Origin of the sequence: Ramlibacter tataouinensis, assembly GCF_001580455.1 — a bacterium.
Lineage (GTDB): Bacteria > Pseudomonadota > Gammaproteobacteria > Burkholderiales > Burkholderiaceae_C > Ramlibacter > Ramlibacter tataouinensis_B.
This window is the reverse complement of the sequence record NZ_CP010951.1, coordinates 3,924,745-3,947,707: the sequence shown is the minus strand read 5'-3', so window position 1 is coordinate 3,947,707 and position 22,963 is coordinate 3,924,745. Positions and strand designations below refer to the sequence as shown.

The 22,963-nt window shown below is 67.7% G+C and carries 20 protein-coding genes and 2 tRNA genes; 12 read left to right on the top strand and 10 right to left on the bottom strand.

Translation table 11 applies throughout. The features are described from left to right. Positions 1-15 precede the first annotated feature (15 nt). Entirely contained in the window at positions 16-1,827 is a 1,812-nt protein-coding gene (locus UC35_RS18270) for a hypothetical protein (RefSeq protein WP_061502200.1), read from the top strand. On the opposite strand, the gene UC35_RS18265 is transcribed toward UC35_RS18270, so the two are convergent. After that, entirely contained in the window at positions 1,811-4,204 is a 2,394-nt protein-coding gene (locus UC35_RS18265) for a UvrD-helicase domain-containing protein (RefSeq protein WP_061502198.1), read from the bottom strand. The two genes, UC35_RS18270 and UC35_RS18265, sit on opposite strands and share 17 nt — an antisense overlap. A gap of 33 nt (positions 4,205-4,237) precedes the next feature. On the opposite strand from UC35_RS18265, the gene UC35_RS18260 reads away from it, so the two are divergent. Beyond that, on the top strand, positions 4,238-4,933 hold the full coding sequence (locus UC35_RS18260; RefSeq protein WP_061502196.1) for a hypothetical protein: 696 nt from the start codon (positions 4,238-4,240) through the stop codon (positions 4,931-4,933). A 128-nt stretch (positions 4,934-5,061) separates the two neighbouring features. After that, positions 5,062-6,039, top strand: a complete 978-nt coding sequence (locus UC35_RS18255) for a GMP reductase (protein ID WP_061502194.1) — start codon at positions 5,062-5,064, stop codon at positions 6,037-6,039. Positions 6,040-6,043: 4 nt separating this feature from the next. Here the strand turns inward: UC35_RS18255 and UC35_RS18250 are convergent, their stop codons facing one another. Next, positions 6,044-6,895: an alpha/beta hydrolase gene (locus tag UC35_RS18250; protein ID WP_061502192.1), complete on the bottom strand. Its 852-nt coding sequence runs from the start codon at positions 6,893-6,895 to the stop codon at positions 6,044-6,046. Positions 6,896-6,995: 100 nt separating this feature from the next. On the opposite strand from UC35_RS18250, the gene UC35_RS18245 reads away from it, so the two are divergent. The 4 genes from UC35_RS18245 (at position 6,996) to UC35_RS18230 (ending at position 9,439) form a co-directional block, all read left to right on the top strand. Then, complete coding sequence (locus UC35_RS18245) at positions 6,996-7,877, top strand: phytanoyl-CoA dioxygenase family protein (RefSeq protein WP_061502190.1); 882 nt, start codon at positions 6,996-6,998, stop codon at positions 7,875-7,877. Positions 7,878-7,881: 4 nt separating this feature from the next. Next, entirely contained in the window at positions 7,882-9,240 is a 1,359-nt protein-coding gene (locus UC35_RS18240) for an NAD(P)H-dependent oxidoreductase (RefSeq protein ID WP_061502188.1), read from the top strand. Between the two features lie 33 nt (positions 9,241-9,273). Continuing rightward, positions 9,274-9,349: transfer RNA gene (locus UC35_RS18235), tRNA-Ala, on the top strand. Between the two features lie 14 nt (positions 9,350-9,363). Continuing rightward, positions 9,364-9,439 (top strand) — tRNA-Lys (locus UC35_RS18230). 102 nt (positions 9,440-9,541) lie between these two features. Here the strand turns inward: UC35_RS18230 and UC35_RS18225 are convergent. After that, entirely contained in the window at positions 9,542-9,922 is a 381-nt protein-coding gene (locus UC35_RS18225; protein ID WP_061503924.1) for a tautomerase family protein, read from the bottom strand. 87 nt (positions 9,923-10,009) lie between these two features. Further along, complete coding sequence (locus UC35_RS18220) at positions 10,010-10,486, bottom strand: hypothetical protein (RefSeq protein WP_061502186.1); 477 nt, start codon at positions 10,484-10,486, stop codon at positions 10,010-10,012. A gap of 127 nt (positions 10,487-10,613) precedes the next feature. Here UC35_RS18220 and UC35_RS18215 point away from each other — a divergent pair, with 127 nt between their 5' ends. The 5 genes from UC35_RS18215 (at position 10,614) to UC35_RS18195 (ending at position 17,492) form a co-directional block, all read left to right on the top strand. Then, a complete protein-coding gene (locus UC35_RS18215; RefSeq protein ID WP_145979539.1) occupies positions 10,614-11,111 on the top strand; it encodes a hypothetical protein in 498 nt (165 codons plus the stop codon). 9 nt (positions 11,112-11,120) lie between these two features. Beyond that, a complete protein-coding gene (locus tag UC35_RS18210; RefSeq protein WP_061502182.1) occupies positions 11,121-12,035 on the top strand; it encodes a protein NO VEIN domain-containing protein in 915 nt (304 codons plus the stop codon). Between the two features lie 223 nt (positions 12,036-12,258). After that, positions 12,259-12,837 carry a DUF2760 domain-containing protein gene (locus tag UC35_RS18205; RefSeq protein WP_061503923.1) on the top strand — a complete coding sequence of 193 codons (579 nt, stop codon included), beginning with the start codon at positions 12,259-12,261 and terminating at the stop codon, positions 12,835-12,837. Then, a complete protein-coding gene (locus UC35_RS18200) occupies positions 12,834-14,723 on the top strand; it encodes an Hsp70 family protein (RefSeq protein WP_227820373.1) in 1,890 nt (629 codons plus the stop codon). The genes UC35_RS18205 and UC35_RS18200 overlap by 4 nt, the downstream gene beginning before the upstream one ends. Positions 14,724-14,750: 27 nt before the next feature. Continuing rightward, on the top strand, positions 14,751-17,492 hold the full coding sequence (locus tag UC35_RS18195) for an Hsp70 family protein (RefSeq protein WP_061502180.1): 2,742 nt from the start codon (positions 14,751-14,753) through the stop codon (positions 17,490-17,492). Between the two features lie 90 nt (positions 17,493-17,582). Here UC35_RS18195 and UC35_RS18190 read toward each other — a convergent pair whose 3' ends face one another. The 6 genes from UC35_RS18190 to UC35_RS18165 are packed head-to-tail and all read right to left on the bottom strand — an operon-like array spanning position 17,583 to position 22,785. Continuing rightward, positions 17,583-18,734, bottom strand: coding sequence for a CaiB/BaiF CoA transferase family protein (locus UC35_RS18190; RefSeq protein WP_061502179.1), 1,152 nt, complete (start codon positions 18,732-18,734; stop codon positions 17,583-17,585). Then, a complete protein-coding gene (locus UC35_RS18185) occupies positions 18,731-19,876 on the bottom strand; it encodes an acyl-CoA dehydrogenase family protein (protein ID WP_082793369.1) in 1,146 nt (381 codons plus the stop codon). The genes UC35_RS18190 and UC35_RS18185 overlap by 4 nt, the downstream gene beginning before the upstream one ends. Before the next feature lie 9 nt (positions 19,877-19,885). Further along, positions 19,886-20,713, bottom strand: a complete 828-nt coding sequence (locus UC35_RS18180; RefSeq protein WP_061502177.1) for an SDR family NAD(P)-dependent oxidoreductase — start codon at positions 20,711-20,713, stop codon at positions 19,886-19,888. Between the two features lie 17 nt (positions 20,714-20,730). After that, entirely contained in the window at positions 20,731-21,147 is a 417-nt protein-coding gene (locus UC35_RS18175) for a MaoC family dehydratase (protein WP_061502176.1), read from the bottom strand. Positions 21,148-21,154: 7 nt separating this feature from the next. Beyond that, positions 21,155-21,595 (bottom strand): MaoC family dehydratase N-terminal domain-containing protein, encoded by a 441-nt coding sequence (locus tag UC35_RS18170; RefSeq protein ID WP_061502174.1) that lies wholly within the window; start codon positions 21,593-21,595, stop codon positions 21,155-21,157. A gap of 2 nt (positions 21,596-21,597) precedes the next feature. Further along, on the bottom strand, positions 21,598-22,785 hold the full coding sequence (locus UC35_RS18165) for a lipid-transfer protein (protein ID WP_061502172.1): 1,188 nt from the start codon (positions 22,783-22,785) through the stop codon (positions 21,598-21,600). Positions 22,786-22,963 lie beyond the last annotated feature (178 nt).

The following is a 22,963-nucleotide window of genomic DNA, read 5'->3' as shown; positions in this document are numbered from 1 at the left end:
CACTCGAGCCCTGGCATGCTGCATCAAGTCCTGAATTCACATCCGGCGACGGCGCGCGCAGAAGCCGCGCGCCTGCTCCTGTGTTTCGCGGGCCTGGCGACGCTGACGCTGGCACTGCCCTGGTTCGTCCCGGTGCAGCCGGCCCGCTCGACGTCATACATGCAGGGCTTCTCGAATCCCGCCCTCTGGGTGCTGGTGGTTGTCGCGCTCATCGCGCCCACGTACCGTCTGTTTCGAGCCGCGCCGCCCGGTTCGGATCCGTCGGGAGCCTGCGTCCTGCCCGGCCCCGAAGCGCAGGCGCGACTGCGCTCTTGGGCCTGGGCGGCCTGCCTCGTCTTCGGCAGCTATTTCCTCGCGGTGTCCCACAACCTGTCCGCCTACATGGACGCCGAGTACCTGCTCCTGCGCATGCAGTTGGTGGAAGCCGGCAAAGTGCCCTACCGCGACTTCGAGTACGCCTACGGGCCCCTGCTGCTTTACGCACCGGTGGCACTGCACCAACTCGGAATCCCGGCCAGCCCCTCGCACGCCCTGCTCGTGGCCCTGCAAATGGCGCTCGGGTATTTCGCCCTTCACTGGATCCTGCGCCGCTTGCTCGCTCCCACGCCGGCCGGTTGGCTTTTCTCCTGCGTGGTCCTAGCGACGGTGCCGGGGCTGCTGCTGGGCACCAGCACCTACACCTACCTGCGCTTCGCTGCGCCCGCGGCGCTCGCCTGTTTCGTCCTGCTGCGCACGGAGGGCCAGCGCGCGCTGGCGGCGTCGGCGCTCACCGGGCCGCTCTTCATCGCGACCTGGTCGATCTCGCCGGAAGTGGCGATTGCGGCGGGCTTCGCCTATGCCGTCATGTCCGCGGTGAGCTCCCAACGCCTGCTTGCGAGCAGCGCGCTTTCGGCGCTGTCACTCGCGGTCTGCGTGGCCGTGATCCCGCTGGTGACGGATTCCTACCTCACCCTGCTCGAATTCGGGGGCGGCGGAAACAACATCCCGGCGTATCCCGGCCTCCATATCGTCTTCTTTCTCTTTTGCATCTTCCTGGCGACAGCGCACATCGCCACATCGCCGATCCGCCGCAGCACGCTGGACTGGTACGTTTTTCTCTATTCGGTGGCGCTGATACCCGGCGCCCTGGGGCGCTGCGACCCGATCCACCTGGTCTTCTATGGCTGGGGGTTTGTCGCGCTGGCCGCCAAATACTGCCTGCGGCGCTGGCCCTCCGGGCCGGCGTTCTCCAGGTTCTGCATCGCGTACATGTGGCTCTTCCTCGTCAGCTGGGTCCCCTACCTTGCGTCCATCAAGGTCAAGGTTGCGCTGGCCCGGACGGCCATTGCGGTGACTTCCGCGCTTCAAGCCCTGGTGGGCACGCCACTCTCGCAGGATGAGACGGCCCTCGCGTTCGTCCAGGCGGACTCCTGGGGCATTCCGGCGGTGCCGGGGCAGGCCGGGGAGGTGTTCATCATTCCCCCGCGCTCGGACATCCCCAACGCCTGGCAGTTCGCCACACACTTCGTCGGGCTCGAGAATTCGACCTCCTCGCGCGCCTATGCGCGATTGAGCGAGCAAATCCGCGGAAAGCGGGTGCTGATCGCGCCGGAAACCGCGGCGATGATGTGCGAACCGACCGGGATCGCCTGGGCCTTGGTCATGTTCCCGACAGGCATCTTCGAGGCTCGGCACAACGACAAGCAAGTGGCGGCGCGCTTCTGCGCGCAGCTCAGGTCGGCCAGGTGGGTCGCTCGACACGGGCTGCTCGACGAACTCGAGGTTCCGCGCGAGTTGCCCCTGGTTGACGAACTTCCAGGGGCACCGACAGTCAGTCCACCGGCGTGAGCTTGGCCACCGCCAGCGCCAGCCACTTCACCCCGTGCCGCGGGAAGTTCACCTGGGCCCGGGCGTCATCGCCCTGCCCCTCGAGGGAGGCGATCGTGCCCTCGCCGAACTTGGTGTGGAACACCTTCATGCCGGCCTTCAGGCCATGCGAGGGCGCCGCTTTCTGCTGCGGCACCGGCGGGCTGGCGAAGCGCTCGCCCGAATAGGCGCCCCCGCCCCCGCCGCCGTACTGGCGCGTGGTGGGGTAGCCGGACCCGTAGCCGAAGGCGGAGCGGCCGAAGCCGGGGTCCTTGGGGGTCAGCCACTTCAGCGCGCCCTCGGGCAATTCGTCGAAGAAACGCGTGCGCACGTTGTAGCGCGTCTGCCCATGCAGCAGGCGCGTCTGCGAATGGCTGAGGTACAGGCGCTTTCGCGCGCGGGTGATCGCCACGTACATCAGGCGCCGCTCTTCCTCCAGCCCGTCGTGGTCGGCCATGGAGCGCTCGCTCGGGAACAGGCCCTCCTCCAGCCCGCTGATGAACACGCAATCGAACTCCAGTCCCTTGGCCGAATGCACGGTCATCAGCTGCACCGCGTCCTGCCCGGCCTGCGCCTGGTTGTCCCCGGATTCGAGTGCGGCGTGGGTCAGGAAAGCCGCCAGCGGCGACAAGGTTTCCCCGGTATCCGCATCGGGCGCCACGTAATCGGGCGCCGGCTGGTTCGCTTCGGGTAGGCTCGGGTCCAGCCCCTGGCTCACCGGCGACTGGGTGAGCGCGCCGGGTGCCAGTTCGTCCACCGGCAGCGCGATCGCATCGCGCCCGAAGCCTTCCTGCGTGACGAAGCTCTCGGCGGCGTTGACCAGTTCCTCCAGGTTCTCGATGCGGTCCGCGCCTTCGCGCTCGGTCTTGTAGTGCTCGATCAGGCCGGATTCCCCGAGCATCAGCTCGATGGTCTCGCGCAGCGTGAGGTCGCGCGTGCGCTCGCGCAGCGCGACGATCCTGCCGATAAAGGCCGCCAGGTTGGCGCCGGCCCGGCCGGTGGTGGCGCCCGCCGCGTCGTGCAGCGAGCAGCCGCGCGCGCGCGCCGCGTCCTGCAACTGCTCGATGCTGCGAGCGCCGATGCCGCGCGGCGGGAAGTTCACCACGCGCAGGAAGCTGGTGTCGTCGTGCGGGTTCTCCAGCAGGCGCAGGTAGGCCAGCGCGTGCTTGATTTCGGCCCGCTCGAAGAAGCGCAGGCCGCCGTACACGCGGTAGGGCACGCCGGCATTGAACAGCGCCGTCTCGATCACCCGGCTTTGCGCGTTGCTGCGGTAGAGCACCGCGATCTCGTTGCGCGGGAAGCCTTCCCGCGGGCCCTCGCCGCGCACCAGGTGGCGCAGCTCCTCGACGATCCACTGGGCTTCGGCCAGGTCGGTGGGCGCCTCGTACACGCGCACCGGCTCGCCCGGACCCTGGGTGGTGCGCAGGTTCTTGCCCAGGCGGCGCTGGTTGTGGCGGATCAGCTCGTTGGCCGAATCCAGGATGTTGCTGTGGCTGCGGTAGTTCTGCTCCAGCTTGATCTGGTGGCGAACCTGGAACTCGCTCACGAAGTCGGCCATGTTGCCGACGCGCGCGCCGCGGAAGGCGTAGATGCTCTGGTCGTCGTCGCCGACCGCGAACACGCTGTTGTGCTCGCCGGCGAACATCTTGATCCAGGCGTACTGCAGGCGGTTGGTGTCCTGGAACTCGTCAATCAGGATGTGGCGGAAGCGCCGCCGGTAGTGCTCGTGCAGCGGGTCGTCGTCGCGCATGATTTCGTAGCTGCGCAGCATCAGCTCGCCGAAGTCCACCACGCCCTCGCGCTGGCACTGGTCCTCGTAGAGCTGGTAGATCTCGACCTTCTTGCGCACGTCCTCGCCGCGCAACTCGACCATGCTGGGGCGCAGGCCGTCCTCCTTGCAGCCGGAGATGAACCACTGCATTTCCTTGGCCGGAAAGCGCTCTTCGTCCACGTTGAACTGCTTGATCACGCGCTTGACCGCCGACAGCTGGTCCTGGGTGTCCAGGATCTGGAAGCTCTGCGGCAAATTCGCCAGGCGCCAGTGCGCGCGCAGGAAGCGGTTGCACAGGCCGTGGAAGGTGCCGATCCACATGCCGCGCACGTTGACCGGCAGCATGGCCTGCAGGCGCGTCATCATCTCCTTGGCCGCCTTGTTGGTGAAGGTGACGGCCATCACCCCGCCGGGCGACACCTGGCCGGTGGACAGCAGCCAGGCGATGCGGGTGGTCAACACCCGCGTCTTGCCCGAGCCGGCGCCCGCCAGGATGAGCGCGTGCTCGTTGGGGAGCGTGACGGCCGCGAGCTGTTCGGGATTGAGATTGGCCAGCAGCGGCGAAGAGCTCTCGACTTCTGGGAACATACGGCATTGTAGGAATGCCGGATACCGCTGCTCATGAACAGGATCACGAATCGATCGACGCTCCCCGCCGCGCTGCTTGCGATGCTGCTGCTCGCCGGCGGCGCCCAGGCGCAGTCGTCCTGCTCCAGCGACGGCCAGTCGGCGCCCACGGCCCTGCTGGAGCGCTTCATCAACGCCGATTGCGAGAGTTGCTGGGCCGAGCGGACGACGCCGGAGCCGGCCAGCGGCGCCATCGCCGTGGACTGGATCGCGCCCGGGACGCGCGGCGACGATGCGCCGCTGGCGGCTGCGGCCACCACCGATGCGCGCGAGCGGCTGCAAGCGGCCGGCAAGGCACTGCCGGCCCAGTCCGTGACCGCCTTTTCCCGCCTGACGCAGGGGCGGCGCCTGCGCGTGGCACACGGCCTGCCCTTCCGCGACTACATCGGCACCTCGATCGAGCTGAGCTCCTCGGCCGGCGGCCCGTGGAAGGGCTGGCTGCTGCTGGTGGAGACCCTGCCGGCCGGCACCGAGGGCAGCGCGGTCGAACGAAACCTGGTGCGCAACGCGCTTCAGCTGGAATGGAAGTCCGGCCCCGCGGCCCAGCGCCTGCGCGAGGCACGGCCGATGCGAATCCCCGACGGCGCGCAGCCCGATCGCCTGCGTGTCATCGGCTGGGTGGAGGACGAGCAGGGCCGATTGCGGGGGATCGCGCAGTCACGCTGCGCGCCGTCTCGCGAGAAAGGGTAGAATCAAGCACCGGGCCCAAGCATTTGCGCCCGGCTTTTTTTTGCCCCTCGTGGTCCTGACGAGGGTACGCCGGGCCCGATCCAAGCGCTCTCCTGTTTGCTTTTTGAACAGTTTTTCCGGAGCCTGGTATGGAAATCTTCGATTACGACAACGTTCTTCTGCTGCCCCGCAAGTGCCGCGTGGAGAGCCGTTCCGAGTGCGACGCCTCGGTCGAACTCGGCCCTCGCAGCTTCCGCATCCCGGTGGTGCCCGCCAACATGAAGACGGTGGTGAACGAGCCGATCTGCCTCTGGCTGGCGCAGAACGGCTACTTCTACGTGATGCACCGCTTCGACCTGGACAACGTGGCCTTCGTGCGCCAGATGCGCGAGCACGGCGTCTACGCCTCGATCTCGCTGGGCGTGAAGAAAGCGGACTACGACACGGTGAACCAGCTCGCGGCCGCGGGAATGGCGCCCGAATACGTCACCATCGACATCGCGCACGGCCACTCCGACAGCGTCAGGGACATGATCGGGCACCTGAAGGCGAAGATGCCCTCGACCTTCGTCATCGCCGGCAACGTGGGCACGCCCGAAGCTGTGATCGACCTGGAGAACTGGGGTGCCGATGCGACCAAGGTCGGCATCGGCCCGGGCAAGGTCTGCATCACGCGCATGAAGACCGGCTTTGGCACGGGCGGCTGGCAGCTGTCGGCCTTGAAGTGGTGCGCGCGCGTGGCGACCAAACCGATCATCGCCGACGGCGGCATCCGCGAGCACGGCGACATCGCCAAGAGCGTGCGCTTCGGCGCGACCATGGTGATGATCGGCTCCATGCTGGCCGGCCACGAGGAATCGCCCGGCCAGACGGTGGAAGTCGACGGCAAGCTGTTCAAGGAGTACTACGGCAGCGCCTCGGACTTCAACAAGGGCGAATACCGGCATGTGGAAGGCAAGCGCATCCTCGAGCCGGTCAAGGGGCGCCTTGCCGACACCCTGCGCGAGATGCAGGAAGACATCCAGAGCTCCATCAGCTACGCCGGCGGCAAGAAGCTGTCGGACGTGCGCAAGGTGAACTACGTGATCCTCGGCGGCGAGAACGCCGGCGAGCACCTGCTGATGTAAGGCCTCAGGCCTTCAGCAGCTTCAGCGCGAGCTGGTGCAGCCGGTGGCCCGGCTGGCCCAGGGCTTCCAGCACGCTGAAGTGGTTCAGCCCCGCCAGGCTCTCGCACGCCGGCACGCGCGCGGCGCCCCAGGCGTCGCGGATCAGGCTCATCTGGCGGTGGAATTCCTCGCTCTCGTCGCCGCCGCATACCGCGTAGAGCTCGCCTCGCGCCGGCGGCGCCAGCCGGGCCGGGCTGGCCCGGCCCACCTGCGCCGGCGTCAGGTTCAATGAAGGCTGCAGGAAAGGCGTGCGCATGATCGGATCAAGGTCCAGCAAGCCCGAGATCGAGAGCGCGTTGCGCACCAGGTTCGCCGGCAGGGCGGCATCGTGCGTTCGCCACAGGCAGGCCAACGTCATGGCCGCCAGATGGCCGCCGGCCGAATGCCCGGCCACGGTGATGCGGCCGGGATCACCGCCAAAGCGTTCGATGTGGCGCCAGGTCCAGGCCAGCGCGCGGACGAGCTGCAGCACGATGTCGGGAATGGTCACCGCCGGGCACAGCGCATAGTTCGGAATCACCACGCACACGCCCTCGCGGGTGAAGGCGGGCGCGATGAAGGCGTGGTCGCGCTTGTCCAGAGAGCGCCAGTAGCCGCCGTGGATGAACACCAGCACCGGCGCGCCCCGCCCGTCCGGCCTGAAGATGTCGAGTTGCTCGTTGGGGCCCGCGCCGTAGTTCAGGTCCAGCTCGCAGCGCGCCGACAGCAGCGCGTGCGCCGAGTCGTCGGCCCAGCGCTTGAAATGCGCGGGGTACCCTGGCACCTGTGCCCGGGCGTTGTACATGCGGTCCAGCCACTCACCGTCGGGTTGCTTCATGCCCGCAGTGTATGGCCCAGACGCGGGCTACTTGCGGATGAGTTTTGCCCTCCGGCAAGCGGCGCGGTATTCTCGATGTCGCCACTCCAGGGAAATCGCCATGCGCCTTTCGAAAGAGCAGCTCGAACAGTTCGACCGCGACGGCTACCTGTTCTTCCCCGGCCTTTTCACCGCCGGGGAGATCAGCTTGCTGGCGGGCGAGGTGCCCCAGCTGTACGCGCGGCGCGAAGCCTACAACGTGCGCGAGAAGGACAGCGACGCGGTGCGCACCAACTTCGCGGCCCACATGTACAGCGAGCCCTTCGCGCGGCTGGCGCGCCACCCGCGCATGGTGGGGCCGGTGATGGACCTGTTCGGCGAAGCGGTCTACATGCACCAGTTCAAGATCAACGGCAAGATGGCCTTCGCCGGTGACGTGTGGCAGTGGCACCAGGACTACGGCACCTGGCTGAACGACGACATGATGCCCACCGAACGGGCCATGAACGTGGCGATCTTCCTGGACGACGTCAACGAGTACAACGGGCCGCTGATGTTCATCCCGGGCAGCCACAAGAAGGGCGTGATCGAGGCCAGGCACGACCTCACCACCACCAGCTACCCGCTCTGGACAGTGGATGACGCGCTGATCGCCAGATTGGTGGAGCGCGCCGGCGGCAAGAACGGCGGCATCGTCAGCCCCAAGGGGCCCGCCGGCTCGATGATCCTGTTCCACAGCTGCCTGGTGCATGCTTCCAGCAGCAACCTCTCACCGTGGAACCGCGTCAGCGTCTACCTGAGCCTGTGCGCGGTGTCCAACCACATCCGGCGCTTCCAGCGCCCCGAGTACATCGCCCACCGCGACTTCGCGCCGATCGAATGCCTGCCGGACGACTGCCTGCTCAAGGCCTACCCGGTCCAGCTTCCCTGGAAGGACGGTGTGCCGGCGAGCGCCCTGCAGACCAGCCCGGTGCCCATCGAAGAAATGAGAAAGGCCGCGTAAACCCATGAGCCTGTACGCCCAACTCCAGCAGCGAGCCCGGGAGCACCGCCCGATCCGCGTCGGCCTGATCGGCGCCGGCAAGTTCGGCTCCATGTACCTGGCGCAGGTTCCGCGCACCCCTGGCGTGCACCTGGCCGGCATCGCCGACCTGTCGCCTGCTGCGGCGCGAACCAACCTCGCGCGCGTGGGCTGGGACGAGCAGCGCACCCGGGCCGCATCGCTGGACGAGGCGGTGAAGACCGGCACCACGCACATCGGCGACGACTGGCAGGCGCTGGTGCGGCATCCGGCCATCGACGTCGTCGTCGAGTGCACCGGTCACCCGATCGCGGCGGTGGACCACTGCCTGGAAGCCTTCGCCCAGCGCAAGCACGTGGTCAACGTCACGGTGGAGGCCGACGCTTTCTGCGGGCCGCTGCTGGCGCGGCGCGCCAAGGAAGCGGGCGTGGTGTATTCGCTGGCCTTTGGCGACCAGCCGGCGCTGATCTGCGACCTGGTGGACTGGGCGCGCACCTGCGGCTTTCCGGTGGTGGCCGCCGGCCGCGGGCACAAGTGGCTGCCCCACTTCTGCGAATCGACGCCGGACACCGTGTGGGGCAACTACGGCCTGACGCCGGAGCAGGCGCAGCGCGGCGGCCTGAACCCGAAGATGTTCAACAGCTTTCTCGACGGCTCGAAACCGTCGATCGAAAGCACGGCGGTGGCTAACGCCACCGGCCTGGGCGTGCCGAGCAACGGCCTCCTGTACCCGCCTGCCAGCGTCGAAGACATCCCCTTCGTCACGCGCCCCCTCAGCGAAGGCGGCGTGCTGGAACGCAAGGGCATGGTCGAAGTGATCTCCTCGCTCGAAGCCGACGGCCGCACCATCCCCTACGACATCCGCATGGGCGTGTGGGTCACGGTGGAAGCCGAGACCGAGTACATCAAGAACTGCTTCGAGGAATACAACGCGCACACGGACCCGAGCGGGCGCTACTTCACCCTCTACAAGCGCTGGCACCTGATCGGACTGGAAGTCGGCATGTCGGTTGCTAGCGTCGCCCTGCGCGGCGAGCCCACCGGCGTGGCCATCGGCTGGAACGCCGACGTGGTGGCCACCGCCAAGCGCGACCTCGCGCCCGGCGAACTGCTCGACGGCGAAGGCGGCTACACCGTCTGGGGAAAGCTGCTGCCGGCGCAGAAGTCGGCGGGCCTGGGCGGCCTGCCGCTGGGCCTGGCACATGGCATCAAACTCGTGCGGCCGGTGAAGAAAGGCCAGAGCCTGTGCTGGAGCGACGTAGCGATGGACGAAAGCACCCACGCGTTCCGCATCCGCAAGGAAATGGAATCCATGTTCTCACCGCCAGTACTGAAGGCCGCCTGAAAACTCCTGCTAGAATTCGTATCTCTTCTCTGTGGGGGGGTAGCTCAGCTGGGAGAGCGTCGCGTTCGCAATGCGAAGGTCGGGAGTTCGATCCTCCTCCTCTCCACCACAGGTTTCAGAAGTGGGTTCTTAGCTCAGTTGGTAGAGCAGCGGACTCTTAATCCGTAGGTCGTAGGTTCGAATCCTACAGGACCCACCACTTACATCACGGACTTAGCCGCGAGGCTAAGTCCTTTCGTCTTTCTGGACGTGACGAGGCTTTCGTACGCCGCGAACCCGTGGCCTGGGACTGGGACCGTCCCTAGACGTGGATCTGCCGGCCGCCGGCGAAGGCCCAGTTCTCCCAGGTCGTTTCCTTGAATACGACCATCAAGTTCTCCCGGTCGTGTCCGGCCTGGGTCAGTCCGTCGAGAAGCACGCTCAGGAATTGCTTCTTTATCTTCACGCTGCGACCGGCCGAGAGCAGGACCTCGATCAGGATGAAGTCGTCGGTTCGCGCACCTTGCACGTCCGGATATGACCGGTCGAAACGGAAGTCCTCGTGCGCGAGTTCCAGCACCCGATGGAATCGGTCGGCGGCCGGCACGCCGATTGCAACCAAGGCGTCCTGCACTGCCTCAAGAACCGAGGTCTTGAACTCCGTAGACTTGGGGCGAACGACAGTCAGTGTCACGAGCGGCATGGTGGCTCCTGAGATGAGTAAGGCCATGCTATTGACCGGGTGCAGGCGCGCAAGCTCGGCGGTTCGTCACAAGCTCAGATCAAAACATCAGTTGCGAAACTCCATGCCAGGGTGGGCGCGCCGCACCACGTTTTGCGGGTCGAGATACACCCAGAAGAACATGCTGGCCCCCTGGCTGTCTCTCCAGCGATAAGTCATCACCGGGCCGTTCCAACTCGCCACCGCATTGACACCGGCAGGCGGGCCGAACTCCCGCTCGACGTCGGCACGAGTCCATTCTCCGGGAACAATCCGGTTGAAGTCGCGCTCGTTGAGAACCTGTCTGGAGGCGGTGACCCGGCCGGCAGCGTCCAGATCGATCATCCAAGCGTACGGCCCAGACGGTTGCGATGAGTACTGCAGGCGCTGAGCACCATTGGCCAGCGCCACGACACGCGTGGGCTGCCCCATTCTGGCAAGCACCTCTTCACGAGACATACCAGGCGCGATGCTGGAACCCCCGAGCTGCGAATCACAGGCGGCGAGAAGCAGCGCCGCGGCAATCGAAACGAGACTCTTCGTCATGACCAGTTGGACCGTCGAAGTCGGCCCCGAATTCGCCGCTCCCAGTCGTTCCGGGAAGGACCGTTCTCGACCACTCGCAGACATTGTCCTCCATCATTTCCAATGACAGGGCAACCGTGGAGGTACCATGCTCTTCGCCCCTCCACGCCAGACACCTAAAAAGGTTGCCAATATGACCGCGTTCGCAGTGAAACACTTCGTCGACGACCTTGGGCCTCTCTCGAGGGTCATGAAGCAAGTCAAAAAGGCTCCTTACTCGTACGCGTCCAATGAGCCCGAAGCAACGAACGCGGCGCTCGGGAACGACATCTATGTCTTTGAGGTTCGAGCTGAACCCAAAGGCTTGCGCTCGTACTGGCTTGGCTACAAGTTCAGGGCCTTTGAGAAGTACCCTCCCGCTGGCGGAGGAAAATGGCTCGAACAGTTCAAGTTCAAGAACGCGGCAAGGGCCTGCGAGCAGGCCGAGGGATGCTACTTCGACACACCGATCGAAATCGTCGAGCCTCGCCTCGGAGCCTGGCTTGGCGAGAATCGGCCGGCAATGGCGGAAATTCCACCCGAGCTTGTGCCTGCGCTTGACCGCCTCTTGGGCGACCCAGCCAACAATGCCAAGGCGTTTGCCTGACCCATCCGCATGGACCAGGAAGTTGACCCCCAGGTGCTCGCTGTTATCAATGAGAAGCGCCTCTCCGGACCCCGCCTCAACCCGGTGGAGATCGTCGAGAAGATGGGCGTGCTCGCCGCGCGGGAAAGGCCCTTCGATCATGCTTGGCTCGCGAGCGGAGACGGCGTCATTGCCACCATCTGGGGCGAGCACGTCATGGTCGGAACGGGAGCGCGCTGGTTCTCCCTCGAGCTGCTAGACACCCAGTTCCGGACAGGGGGCCGCGCGCGCAGCCCCAACCAGGTTCAGCGTGCCAAGGACCGGCTCGTCCTGCTCAAGCGGACCTTCGATTCGCAGCAGACCTTTCGGGCGGTCCTGCAGACCAATCGAGTCCCCATCGACGAACTGGAGAGCAACAAGAGCGCGAAGGTTTCCACCCGGGTTCGCGATGATGAGGAGTGGCACGTCGCAGCCTGGGAGCCCGATGAAGGCCTGGCGGTTCTGGTCCGCGGCGCGCGCGGGTGGGTCCCGTCAGGCGCGGAGGTTCAGGCCGCGCGAGCGCGACGGGGCGTTCCGGATGCTCCAAAGGCAGGAACGGCGGATTCCACGCCGGTCTCCGGCGAGGATGTCCAGGCCGCCGCGTTGGCCTACGTGACGCGGCACTTCAGCGGGTATGGCTACAAGGCCAAAGACGTGAGCAGTCAGCACCTTGGCTACGACATCGAGGTGTCCAGCCCGAAGGGCGAAACACTGCTCAAGGTAGCGGTGAAGGGAACCTCTCTCGCGGCGCCTCGACTGGAACTCTCGAGCGATGAGCGCGCCTGCTCGGCGCGCGAGAAGCTGTGGCGCCTACTGGTCGTCTCCGACCCTCTCGGCTCCGCGGCGCAGCACAGGATCTACAAGGCCACAGAGGTGTCTCAGGCTCCGGGCTTCGAGGGCGAGTAGAGCAGCCTGCGCTGCATCGCGGCGGATCAGCCATGGGACCGTCGTTCGTGGGCCATGGCCGGCGGTGTGCGAGGTGACAGAAGTGCGGCGCACCATGTTGCGATTCCCAGTCGAGCCATCTGCACTGCGATCGGCGACCGCAGTGGCATGATGGGCGCGGCAAATGTCACGCCCGGCCGAGCCATTCGCCGGTGCCATTTGCGCGTCCGGTATGGAGCACCTCATGGCCACGTCCAATGACACTCCCTCCTCCAGGAAGCCGCCCTCGCTCTTGGCGCGGATCGGCCTCGCGGTTCGAGCGTTCTTCGCCGTGCTCGGCGATCCCGAGACGGCGGCACGCTTTCTCGACGCGGCCGGTGGCGCCAAGCCGGCGCCAGTTGCGCCAGTTGCCCCGGCAGCCCCCGCGCCGACCCTCAGGCAGGCCAGCCCGGACGCTGCGTTGCAACTGCTGTCCCTGCTGCAGCGGGACGCGCGCCTGATCGACTTCGCCGGCGAGAACCTCGCCGACTACAGCGACACCCAGGTCGGCGCCGCAGCGCGCCTCGTCCACGAGGGCTGCGCCAAGGTCCTGCGCGAGCACTTCCAGATCGTGCCGGTGCGCGACGAGGCCGAGGGTAGCCGCGTTGCGCTTCCGGCGGGGTTCGACGCTGCGGCTGTGCGCCTCACCGGCAATGTCGTCGGCCAGCCGCCGTTCAACGGTAGCCTGCGCCATCGCGGCTGGCGCGTGGCCGAGGTTCGGCTGCCCCGACTCGCCGAAGGGCATGACACCCGCGTGCTCGCCGCAGCCGAGGTGGAACTGTGAGCGTCGCGCCCCAACAAGGCGCCGGGCTGGGGCCACGCTATTCCATCGGTATCGACCTCGGCACCACGCACAGCGCGCTGTCGTTCATCGACATTGGCGCCAGCGACGGTGACGTCACCGCGCATGGGGTGTTGCCGGTCCCGCAACTCACTGCCCCGGGCACGGTCGAAGAGCAGCCCTTGCTGCCATCGTTCCTCTATCTTCCACATGCCGACGAGTTGCCGCCAGGTGAACTCACCTTGCCATGGCAGACCGGGGGCAGCGGCGTTGTCGGCGAGCTGGCACGCAGCCGTGGCGCGACGACGCCGATCCGCTTGGTGTCGAGCGCGAAGAGCTGGCTTAGCCATCCCGGAGTCGACCGGCGGGGCGCCATCCTGCCGCAAGATGCCCCGCCTGAACTGGGGCGGGTTTCGCCGCTGGACGCGTCCCGTCGCTACCTGGAACACCTGCGCGCCGCCTGGGACCAGGCGCACCCCGAGGCACCGTTCGCCGAGCAGGACGTGACGGTAACGATACCGGCCTCCTTCGACCCGGCCGCGCGCGAGCTCACGCTGGAAGCGGCCAAGGCCGCGGGCTATCCCGCGCCGACACTGCTCGAAGAGCCGCAAGCCGCGCTCTACAGCTGGATCCAGACGGCACGGGGCGCCTGGCGGCAACAGGCACGTCCGGGCGACGTCATCCTCGTGGTCGACGTCGGCGGCGGCACCAGTGACTTTTCCCTCATTGCGGTGCTCGAGCGCGAGGGCAGCCTGGAGCTGCACCGAGTCGCAGTCGGCGAGCACATCCTGCTCGGCGGCGACAACATGGACCTGTCGCTTGCGCACGTGGTCGCGCGCAAGCTCTCCGCCGTCGGAACGACGCTCGATGCATGGCAGCTGCGTGCCCTGACCCATGCATGTCGTGGCGCCAAGGAAAAACTTCTGGCCGATCCCGAGGCGCCCGCGCAGCCCATCGTCGTACCCAGCCGCGGCAGCAAGCTGATTGGTGGCTCGATCCGAACCGAGCTCACGCGAGAGGAGGTCGCCGCTTCGATCCTCGAAGGCTTCTTTCCGGCCGTCGAAGCCTCGGCTCGCCCTGTGGTCCGCGTGCGCGCGGCCCTCGCACAGCTGGGCCTTCCCTATGCCCAGGACGCCGCGGTGACGCGCCACCTGGCGGCGTTCCTCGGCCGCCAGATCGGTGCCGTGGCCGAGCTGGAGGGCTTTGCGGCTCGCCGTGCGCCCGGTGCCAGCTTCATCCATCCGACCGCACTGCTGTTCAACGGCGGTGTGTTCAAGTCGCAACTGCTGGCCGAACGCGTTGCCGGCACTGTCGATCAATGGCTGCGGTCCGAGGGCAGCGAGCCGGTGCGCCTGCTGGCCGGTGCCGACCTGGATCTCGCCGTCGCGCGCGGTGCGGCGTACTACGGTTACGTGCGGCGCGGCCGCGGCGTGCGCATTCGCGGCGGAACGGCGTTCGCGTACTACGTCGGCGTGGAGTCATCGATGCCGGCCGTGCCCGGGATCGAACCGCCGCTGCAGGCGCTGTGCATTGCCCCGTTCGGCATGGAAGAGGGCACCGAGGCTGCGCTGCCGTCGCTCGAGGTCGGCATCGTTGTCGGCGAGCCGGTGCGATTCCGCTTCTTCGCTTCGTCGGTGCGGCGTCACGACGCCGTCGGCGCAGTGCTCGATGCCTGGGCACCCGACGAGTTGCGGGAGATCGACGCCATCTCGGCCACGCTGGCACCGCAGGGCCGCTCGCCGGGCGAGATGGTGCCCGTGCGCCTGCATGCGCGTGTCACGGGGGCCGGGACGCTGGAGCTCGAAGCCGTGCCGCGCAGCGGCGAAGAACGGTGGAAGGTCGAGTTCGATGTGCGTGGCGAGCCACTCGAAGGCAGTGAAGGCGCCTGACGCCGAACCGTAGAAACGAGCGTCGCGATGGCGCCTTACATCGTCGGCATCGACCTCGGCACCACGCACACGGTCGTTGCCTACGCGCCATCAAAGGCTGTCGGGGACGACGCCATCCAGCTGTTCGAGATCGAGCAGCTTGTCGCGCTGGGCGAGGTCGCCACGCGGCCGCTCTTGCCCTCGGTGCGTTACCACCCCGCGGCGGGCGAGATTCCCGAAGGCGACCTGGTGCTGCCCTGGGGCCCCAGTCCTGACGGGGCGGTGATCGGCAGCCTGGCACGCGAACTCGGCGCGCAAGTGCCCGGCCGCCTGGTCACGAGCGCGAAGAGTTGGCTGTCGCACGCGGCTGTCGATCGGCTGGCGCCCATCCTTCCGTGGGGCGCTTCCCGAGAGGTGGCCGGGATCTCGCCGGTGGCAGCCAGCGCGAGCTTCCTGGCGCACGTGCGGGCAGCCTGGAACCACCGCATGCCACAAGCCCCGCTCGAGGCGCAGGAACTCGTGCTGACGGTGCCTGCTTCGTTCGACGACGTCGCACGCGCGCTGACGTTGGAGGCGGCACGAGGGGCCGGCCTGCCGACGCTGCGGCTGCTCGAAGAGCCGCAGGCCGCGCTCTACGACTGGCTGTTCCGTCATCGCGCTGCGCTGTCCGCCGAGCTGGCAGACACGCGCCTCGTGCTGGTGTGCGACGTGGGCGGCGGAACCACGGACCTGAGTCTCGTGCGGGTCGAGATGCGCGGCGGCGAGCCGCGGCTCGAACGCGTCGCGGTCGGCCGTCACCTCATGCTCGGTGGCGACAACATGGACCTCGCGCTCGCGCACTGTGCCGAGGGCAAGCTGGCGGCCGCCGCCGGCGGGCAGCGCCTGGCGCCCGGCGCGCTGCCTTCGCTGATCGAGCGCTGCCGCGCCGCGAAGGAGCGGCTGCTAGCGCGCGAGGCGATGGAGAGCGTGGCAGTGACCCTGCTCGGCACGGGCTCGCGATTGGTCGGCGGCGCCCGGACGGTCGACCTGGGCCGCGATGAAGCCGAGCGCATCGTCATCGACGGATTCTTCCCGCGGGTGGCCGCCGATGAACTGCCCCGCCGCGATCGCGTGGTCAGCGGCCTGGTGGCATTCGGCCTGCCCTACGCGAGCGACCCGGCGGTGACGCGGCACCTCGCCGCTTTCCTTGGTCAGCACCGGGGTGCGGCCTGGCCCGATGCGGTGCTGCTCAACGGCGGCGTGTTCCGCGCCCATGCCATTGCGACGCGATTGCACGAGACGCTGGCGGGATGGCGCGGCGCTGTGTTGAAGCCGCTGCACAACGCCGACCCGGACATCGCGGTGGCCCGCGGCGCCGTGGCCTATGCGCTGGCACGCCGCGGGCTTGCGCCGAAGATCGCCGCGGGCGCCGCTCGCAACTATTTCCTTCGCGTCCAAGGTTCGAGCGGCGACACGCCGCGCGGGATCTGTGTGCTGCCCCGCGGGAGCGAAGAGGGGCACGAGGTGCCGCTCGAAGGCCGCAGCTTTGCGATGAAGAGTGGCGAGCCGGTGCGCTTCGATCTCGTTGCGACGACGTCCGGCACGGTGGCCGCCGGCGCGCAGGTGGACCTGAGCGACCTGGACGCGGTGCCGCTGCCGCCCTTGGCCACCGTGCTGCGCTCCTCTCGCGGCAAGGGCCTGCAGGAGATCGCCGTTCACCTGGCGTCGACACTGACAGAGGTCGGAACCCTCGCCCTCTATTGCATCGCCGACGATGACCCGAGCCAGCGCTGGCGGCTCGAGTTCCAGTTGCGCGGGGACGGCGCGGCGGCGTCACCGCAAGCCCTGCCACCGCGCTTCGCCGAAGCGGTCACCCTGGTCGAGCGCGTGTTCGGGACGCGCGACCGGCTTGCCGACCCGAAGGCGGTGAAGCAACTGCGCACGCGACTGGACGCCTTATTCGGGCAGCGCGACCGATGGAGCCTCGGGCTGCTGCGATCGATGTTCGATGCGCTGCTCCAGCGCGCCCGCGGGCGGCGCCGCTCTGCCGATCACGAACGGGTCTGGCTGAGCCTCGCCGGCTGGTGCCTGCGGCCCGGCTTCGGCGACGTGCTGGACGAGTGGCGCATCGAGCGCCTGTGGCCGCTTTACGAGCAGGGCGTGCACCATGGCCGCGACGCCCAAGTCTGCGCCGAGTGGTGGACCCTGTGGCGCCGTGTGGCCGGCGGCCTCGACGACGCGGCACAGCAGCGGCTGCTCGAGGACTTCGCGATCAACCTTCGCGGCGACGAGATCGATCCGGTCGAATTTCGGCGCATGCAGCGCCCGGTCCCGGGCGGCTGGGACGACATGGTGCGGATGTGCGCGACGCTGGAACGCATTGCGAGCGAGCACAAGGTCGAGGTCGGCGACTGGCTCGTCGGGCAGATGCAGCGCGGCACCGTGAAGGCTCAGAGTCAGTGGACGCTGTGGAGCATCGGCCGCCTGGGCGCGCGCTTGCCCTTTCACGGCAGCGCGCACCGCGTCGTGCCGATCGAGGCCGCCGCCGCGTGGTTGAAGGTCCTTCTCGCTCTGGACTGGAAGCAGGTCGAAAACGCGGCGGCCGCGGCGGCGAATCTCGCGCGCATGAGCGGTGACCGTGCGCGCGACCTGCCTGCCGACCTTCGCCATGAGGTGATCGACCGCCTCGACGCGTTGCGCGCGCCACCGGCGTGGATCGCGCGCGTGCGCGAAGTCGTGCCGCTGGACGAAGCGGGCCAGCAGGGTGTCTTCGGCGAAGCGCTGCCCCTGGGATTGAAATTGATCGACTGAGCCGGCGCTTCCTGGGTTGTGTTGCTTGGGGCCGAAAGCAGCCGTCGCTGTTGCGTGCGTCAGAACGACGGCATCCCTTGCCGCCGCGTTTCAGCTGGGGATGACCCCCAGGGCAAGGATCTCTTCGGCCGAGCGCGCCGCGAAACCAGCTTGCTCGACGATGGCCTGCCAATCGGCACCGCGCCGCGGCACAGCCGCGACCTCGGGCGCGAAGCCGGAAAAGCGCGGGGCGGGCGCCGCCTGGTGCACGCCGTCGCGCTCGACATAGGTGCCGCGCGCACGCAGCTGCGGGTCCTGCGCCGCCTCGCGCGGGTCGAGCACCGGCGCCACGCACGCATCGCTGCCGTCGAACACCCGGCACCATTCGTCGCAGCTGCGGCCGGCGATGATCGTCGCCATGCGCTCCCGGCCAAGCGGCCAGCCCAAGGGGTCGTAGGGCCGCGCGAAAGCCGGGTCGCCCACGGCACCCAGGCGCTGCAGCAACTCCGCGTTGAACTGCGCTTCCAGCGCGCCGATCGAGAGCCAGCGGCCGTCGGCGCAGCGATAGGTGCCATACCACCAGGGGCCGTCGAGCAGCCCGCCGCCGCGCTGCACCGGCATGCGACCAGCGGCGTGCAGCGACAGCACCAGGTTCATCAGGTGGGCGCTGCCGTCCACGATGGCCGCGTCCACCACCTGCCCCGCACCGCCGGCGCGTGCATGCAGCACGCCCGCCACCAGGCCCAGCGCCAGGTACAGCGCACCGCCGCCCACGTCGCCCACCAGGGTGGGCGGTGGAAGCGGCGCCTGATTGGCCTGCGACGAAAACCACATCGCGCCGGAGCGGGCGATGTAGTTGATGTCGTGGCCCGCGGTTTGCGCGAGGGGCCCGGCCTGGCCCCAGCCGGTCATGCGTCCGTACACCAGCTTCGGCTGGCGCGTCAGGCACACGTCCGGACCCAGGCCCAGGCGCTCCATCACGCCGGGGCGCATGCCTTCGATCAACGCATCGGCGCTCGAGACCAGGCCGAGCACCAGATCCACCGCATTCGGATTCTTCAAATCCAGGCAGATCGAACGCTTGCCGCGGTTGCAGATGTTGTTGGGACCCAGGTCGAGCGGATCGCCGGGTTTGACGGGCCGCTCGATCAGGATCACTTCCGCACCCAGGTCGGCCAGCAGCATGCCGGCGAACGGACCCGGGCCGATGCCGGCCATCTCGACGACGCGCACGCCGGCGAGTGGTCCCCTTGGCGCGTTCATGGCAGCTGGCGCGAGATCACTTCCTTCATGATCTCGTTGGCGCCACCGTAGATACGCGACACGCGCGCGTCGGCCCAGGCGCGGGCAATCGGGTACTCCCACATGTAGCCGTAGCCACCGTGCAGCTGCAGGCACACGTCCAGCACCTTGCTCGTGAGGTCGGTGCACCAGTACTTGGCCATGGACGCGGTGGCAGCGTCGAGTTCACCCTTGAGCCGCAGCTCGATGCAGCGGTCCACGAATACACGTGCCACCTGGACTTCCGTCATCGCCTCGGTCAGCTTGTGCCGGGTGGTCTGGAAATCCATGATCTCCTTGCCGAAGGCCTTGCGCTCGCGGCAATACCGGGACGTGTCCTCGATCGCCTGCTCCATCTGCGCGACCGCGGCAATGGCGATCTGCAGGCGCTCCCAGGCGAGCTCGTGCATCAGGTAGGAAAAGCCCTTGTTCTCCTCGCCCAGCAGGTTCTCCACCGGCACCTTGACGTTGTCGAAGAACAGCTCGCCCGTGTCCTGCGCCTTCAGGCCGACCTTCTTCAGCCGCTTGCCCTTGGTGAAGCCGGGCATGGAGGTGTCGACGATGAACAGGCTGGTGCCCTTGGCGCCACCGGCCGGATCGGTCTTGGCCACCACGATCACCAGGTCGCACAGCACGGCGTTGGTGATGAAGGTCTTGGAGCCGTTCAGCACATAGTGGTCGCCCTGGCGCACCGCCGTGGCGCGCACGCCCTGCAGGTCGGAGCCGGCGCCCGGCTCGGTCATGGCGATGGCGCCGATCATTTCGCCGCTCGCCATCTTCGGCAGGTACTTGCGCTTGAGCTGCTCGCTGCCGTAGTTCAGGATGTACGGCGCAACGATCTCGTTGTGCAGCGACATGCCCAGCAGCGCGGGCACGTGCTTGCGCGAGAACGCCTCGAACAGCACCACGCTGAAGAGCCTGTCGACGCCGGAGCCGCCGTATTCCTCCGGCATGGTCGGGCACAGGAAGCCGGCCTGGCCGGCCTGGGTCCAGACCTCGCGGTCGATGAAGCCCTGGTCCTCGTAGCGCTCGTAATTCGGCACCACCTCGCCATCCAGGAAGCGGTCGACCGCTTCCTTGAACTGCAGGTGTTCTTCGGCAAACAGGGTGCGCGGGATACCCACTGACGCTCCTTAGATGCGGAAGCCGCCGCCGCAGACCAGCAGTTCGCCGGACACGTAGTTCGACTCGGGGTAGCAGAACATCGCCACGGCGCCCGCGGCTTCTTCCGGCGTGCCGCCACGGCCCAGCGGGATCATGGCTTCCATTGCCTTGAGCAGGTCGGGGTTGACGCCGGTCTTGATCTTCTTGCCTTCGACGTCGATCTCGGAGGAGCCGTCGGCGGGCGCGCTGGTCAGGCGGGTGTTGATCAGGCCATAGGCCACGCAGTTGACGTTGACCTTGTAGCGGCCCCACTCCTTGGCCATGGTGCGGGTCAGGCCGATGATGCCGGCCTTGGCCGCCGCATAGTTGGCCTGGCCGGCGTTGCCGCCCACGCCGGCGATCGAGGAGATGTTCACCACCTTGCGGAACACCTGCTTGCCGGCTTCGGTTTCGGCCTTGACCGCTTCGCGGATGAAACCGCTGGCGGCGCGCAGGATACGGAAGGGCGCCGTCAGGTGCACGTCGATCATGGCGTACCACTGCTCGTCGGTCATCTTCTGCAGGACGTTGTCCCAGGTGTAGCCGGCGTTGTTGACGATGATGTCCAGGCCGCCGAAGTTCTCGATGGCGGTCTTGACGAAGCGCTCGGCGAAATCGGGCGCGGTCACGCTGCCGACGCAGGCCACGGCCTTGCTGCCGGCGGCCTTGATCTGCGCCACGGTTTCGTCCGCCGGCGCGGCGTCGAGGTCATTGATGACGACGCTGGCGCCTTCGGACGCCAGCTTCAGCGCCACCGCCTGGCCAATGCCGCGGCCCGAACCGCTGATGAGGGCTACCTTGCCTTCGAGCTTTCCCATGATGTGCTCCTGTTCCTTCAGTTCAATGCCACCAGGGCCTCGCCCTGGATCTTCAGTTCGCCGTATTGATTGCGCATTTCGACCTGCACCCGGGCGAGCGGCTCGCCGCCCTGCTCCAGCTTCTCGACCACCTTGCCGGTGAGCACCGGGCGGTTACCCAAATGCGTGATGGCCATGAAGCGCACGTCGAAGCGGCGCAGCTTCGACTGCGGGGCCCACTGCGTGAGCAGCCGGCCCAGCCAGGCCATGCCCAGCATGCCGTGCGCGAACACGTCGGGCATGCCGGCGCGGCGCGCGAAGTCGATGTCGATGTGGATCGGGTTCAAGTCGCCCGAGGCGCCGGCGAAGATCGCCAGCATGGTGCGGTCCACCGGCGGCAGCCGCATTTCGGGCAGCGCGTCGCCGATGTTGAGGGTCTGGTCCTTGGTGCTCATGCTGCTCTCAGCTCCGCGCGACGATCACCGCGGTCATCTCGCCCACGGTGTCACCCAGCTGGTTGGTGATGGTGGAGCGCTGGGTGACGAATTCCATCTTCCCGCCCTTCTTGTCGACGATGTCGGTGATGCGCGTCTTGATCGTCAGGACATCGCCGGCGCACACGGGGGCGCCATAGGTGAAGGACTGCTCGCCGTGCAGGATGCGCGCGATCGGCACGTCCAGTTTCGAGAGCATCAGCTCCAGCGTGCCGCCGTCGGCCCAGGCGCCGAACCAGAAGGTGGGCGGCGCCACCAGGCCGCGATAGCCGGCGTCGCGGGCGGCGGAGTCGTCCAGGCACTCCGGACGGGTGTCGCCGATGGCACGGGCGAACGCCATCACGCGTCCGCGCTCCACCGGCCAGTTCACGGCCGGCAACTCCAGCCCGATGTGCTTCTTGTCGATCATGTTCAGTTCGCGCGCTGGTAGAGGGTGACGACGCAGGCGCCGCCGAGACCGAGGTTGTGCTGCAGGCCGATGCGCGCGTTCGGCACCTGGCGTTCGCCCGCAGTGCCGCGCAGCTGCTCGACCAGTTCCGTGCATTGCGCCAGGCCCGTGGCGCCCAGCGGATGGCCCTTGGACAGCAGGCCGCCCGAGGGATTGGTGACGATGCGCCCGCCGTAGGTGTTCTGGCCCTCGGAGACGAACTTGTCGGCGCCGCCCTCCTCGCACAGGCGCAGGCCTTCATAGGTCACGACTTCGTTCTGCGCGAAGCAGTCGTGCAGTTCGACCACGTCGACGTCCTTCGGGCCGATGCCGGCCTTCTCGTACACCATCTCGGCCGCCTCGCGCGTCATGTCGGCGCCGACCAGGGTCATCATGCTGCGCTTCTCGAAAGTGCCGGGGCGGTCGGTCGTCATCGCCTGGGCGGCGATGAAAACGCGGCGGTCCAGCTTCTTGCGTTCGGCGAAGTCGTGCGACACCAGCAGGGCAGCCGCCGCCCCGCAGGTGGGCGCGCAGGCCATCAGGCGGGTCATGCCGGCTTCAGGGAACACCACGGGCGAGGCCATCACGTCTTCCGCGGTCACTTCCTTGCGGAACAGCGCCATCGGGTTGTTCCTGGCGTGGCGGCTGGCCTTGGCGCGCACCTTGGCGAACAGCTCGGGCGTGGTGCCGTACTTGTCCATGTACTCCTTGCCCGCGCCGCCGAAGTACCGCAGCGCCAGCGGCACCGGGTAGGGATTGATGTCGTCGCAGAGCTTGTCGAAGTCGGCGAACGGCGAGGGCCGGTCCGTCCAGTGCGTCTGCAGCGCGCCGGCCTGCATCTGCTCGAAACCCAGCGCCAGCACGCAGTCGACAGCGCCGGCTTCCACCAGTTGGCGCGCCAGGAACAGCGCGGTGGAGCCGGTGGAGCAGTTGTTGTTGACGTTGGCGACCGGGATGCCGGTCATGCCGACGTTGTAGAGCGCCTTCTGGCCGGCGGTCGAGTCGCCGTAGACGTAGCCGACGATGGCCTGCTGGACGTCGCCGTACTCCAGCCCCGCGTTCGCCAGCGCCTTGCGCACGGCAGCGGCGGCCATGATCTCGTAGTTGTCGGAAGCGCCGGGCTTGCCGAACGGCACCATGCCGACGCCGGCAACGTATGCTTTTCCATTCATGAGGTAAATCCGTTTCCTTGGATGGTTGGCTGGGGAATGCGCATGGCGATCCGAAGGCGTGGCGCCCAAATCAGCCTGGGTGGGTTGGCGCCGTTCGTCCATTGCGCGGTGTCTGCGCTGGCAACGCCTGTCATTGCGCTGCCGTCACGAGTCCTGCAAGGTTACGGGCCGGGAGGGT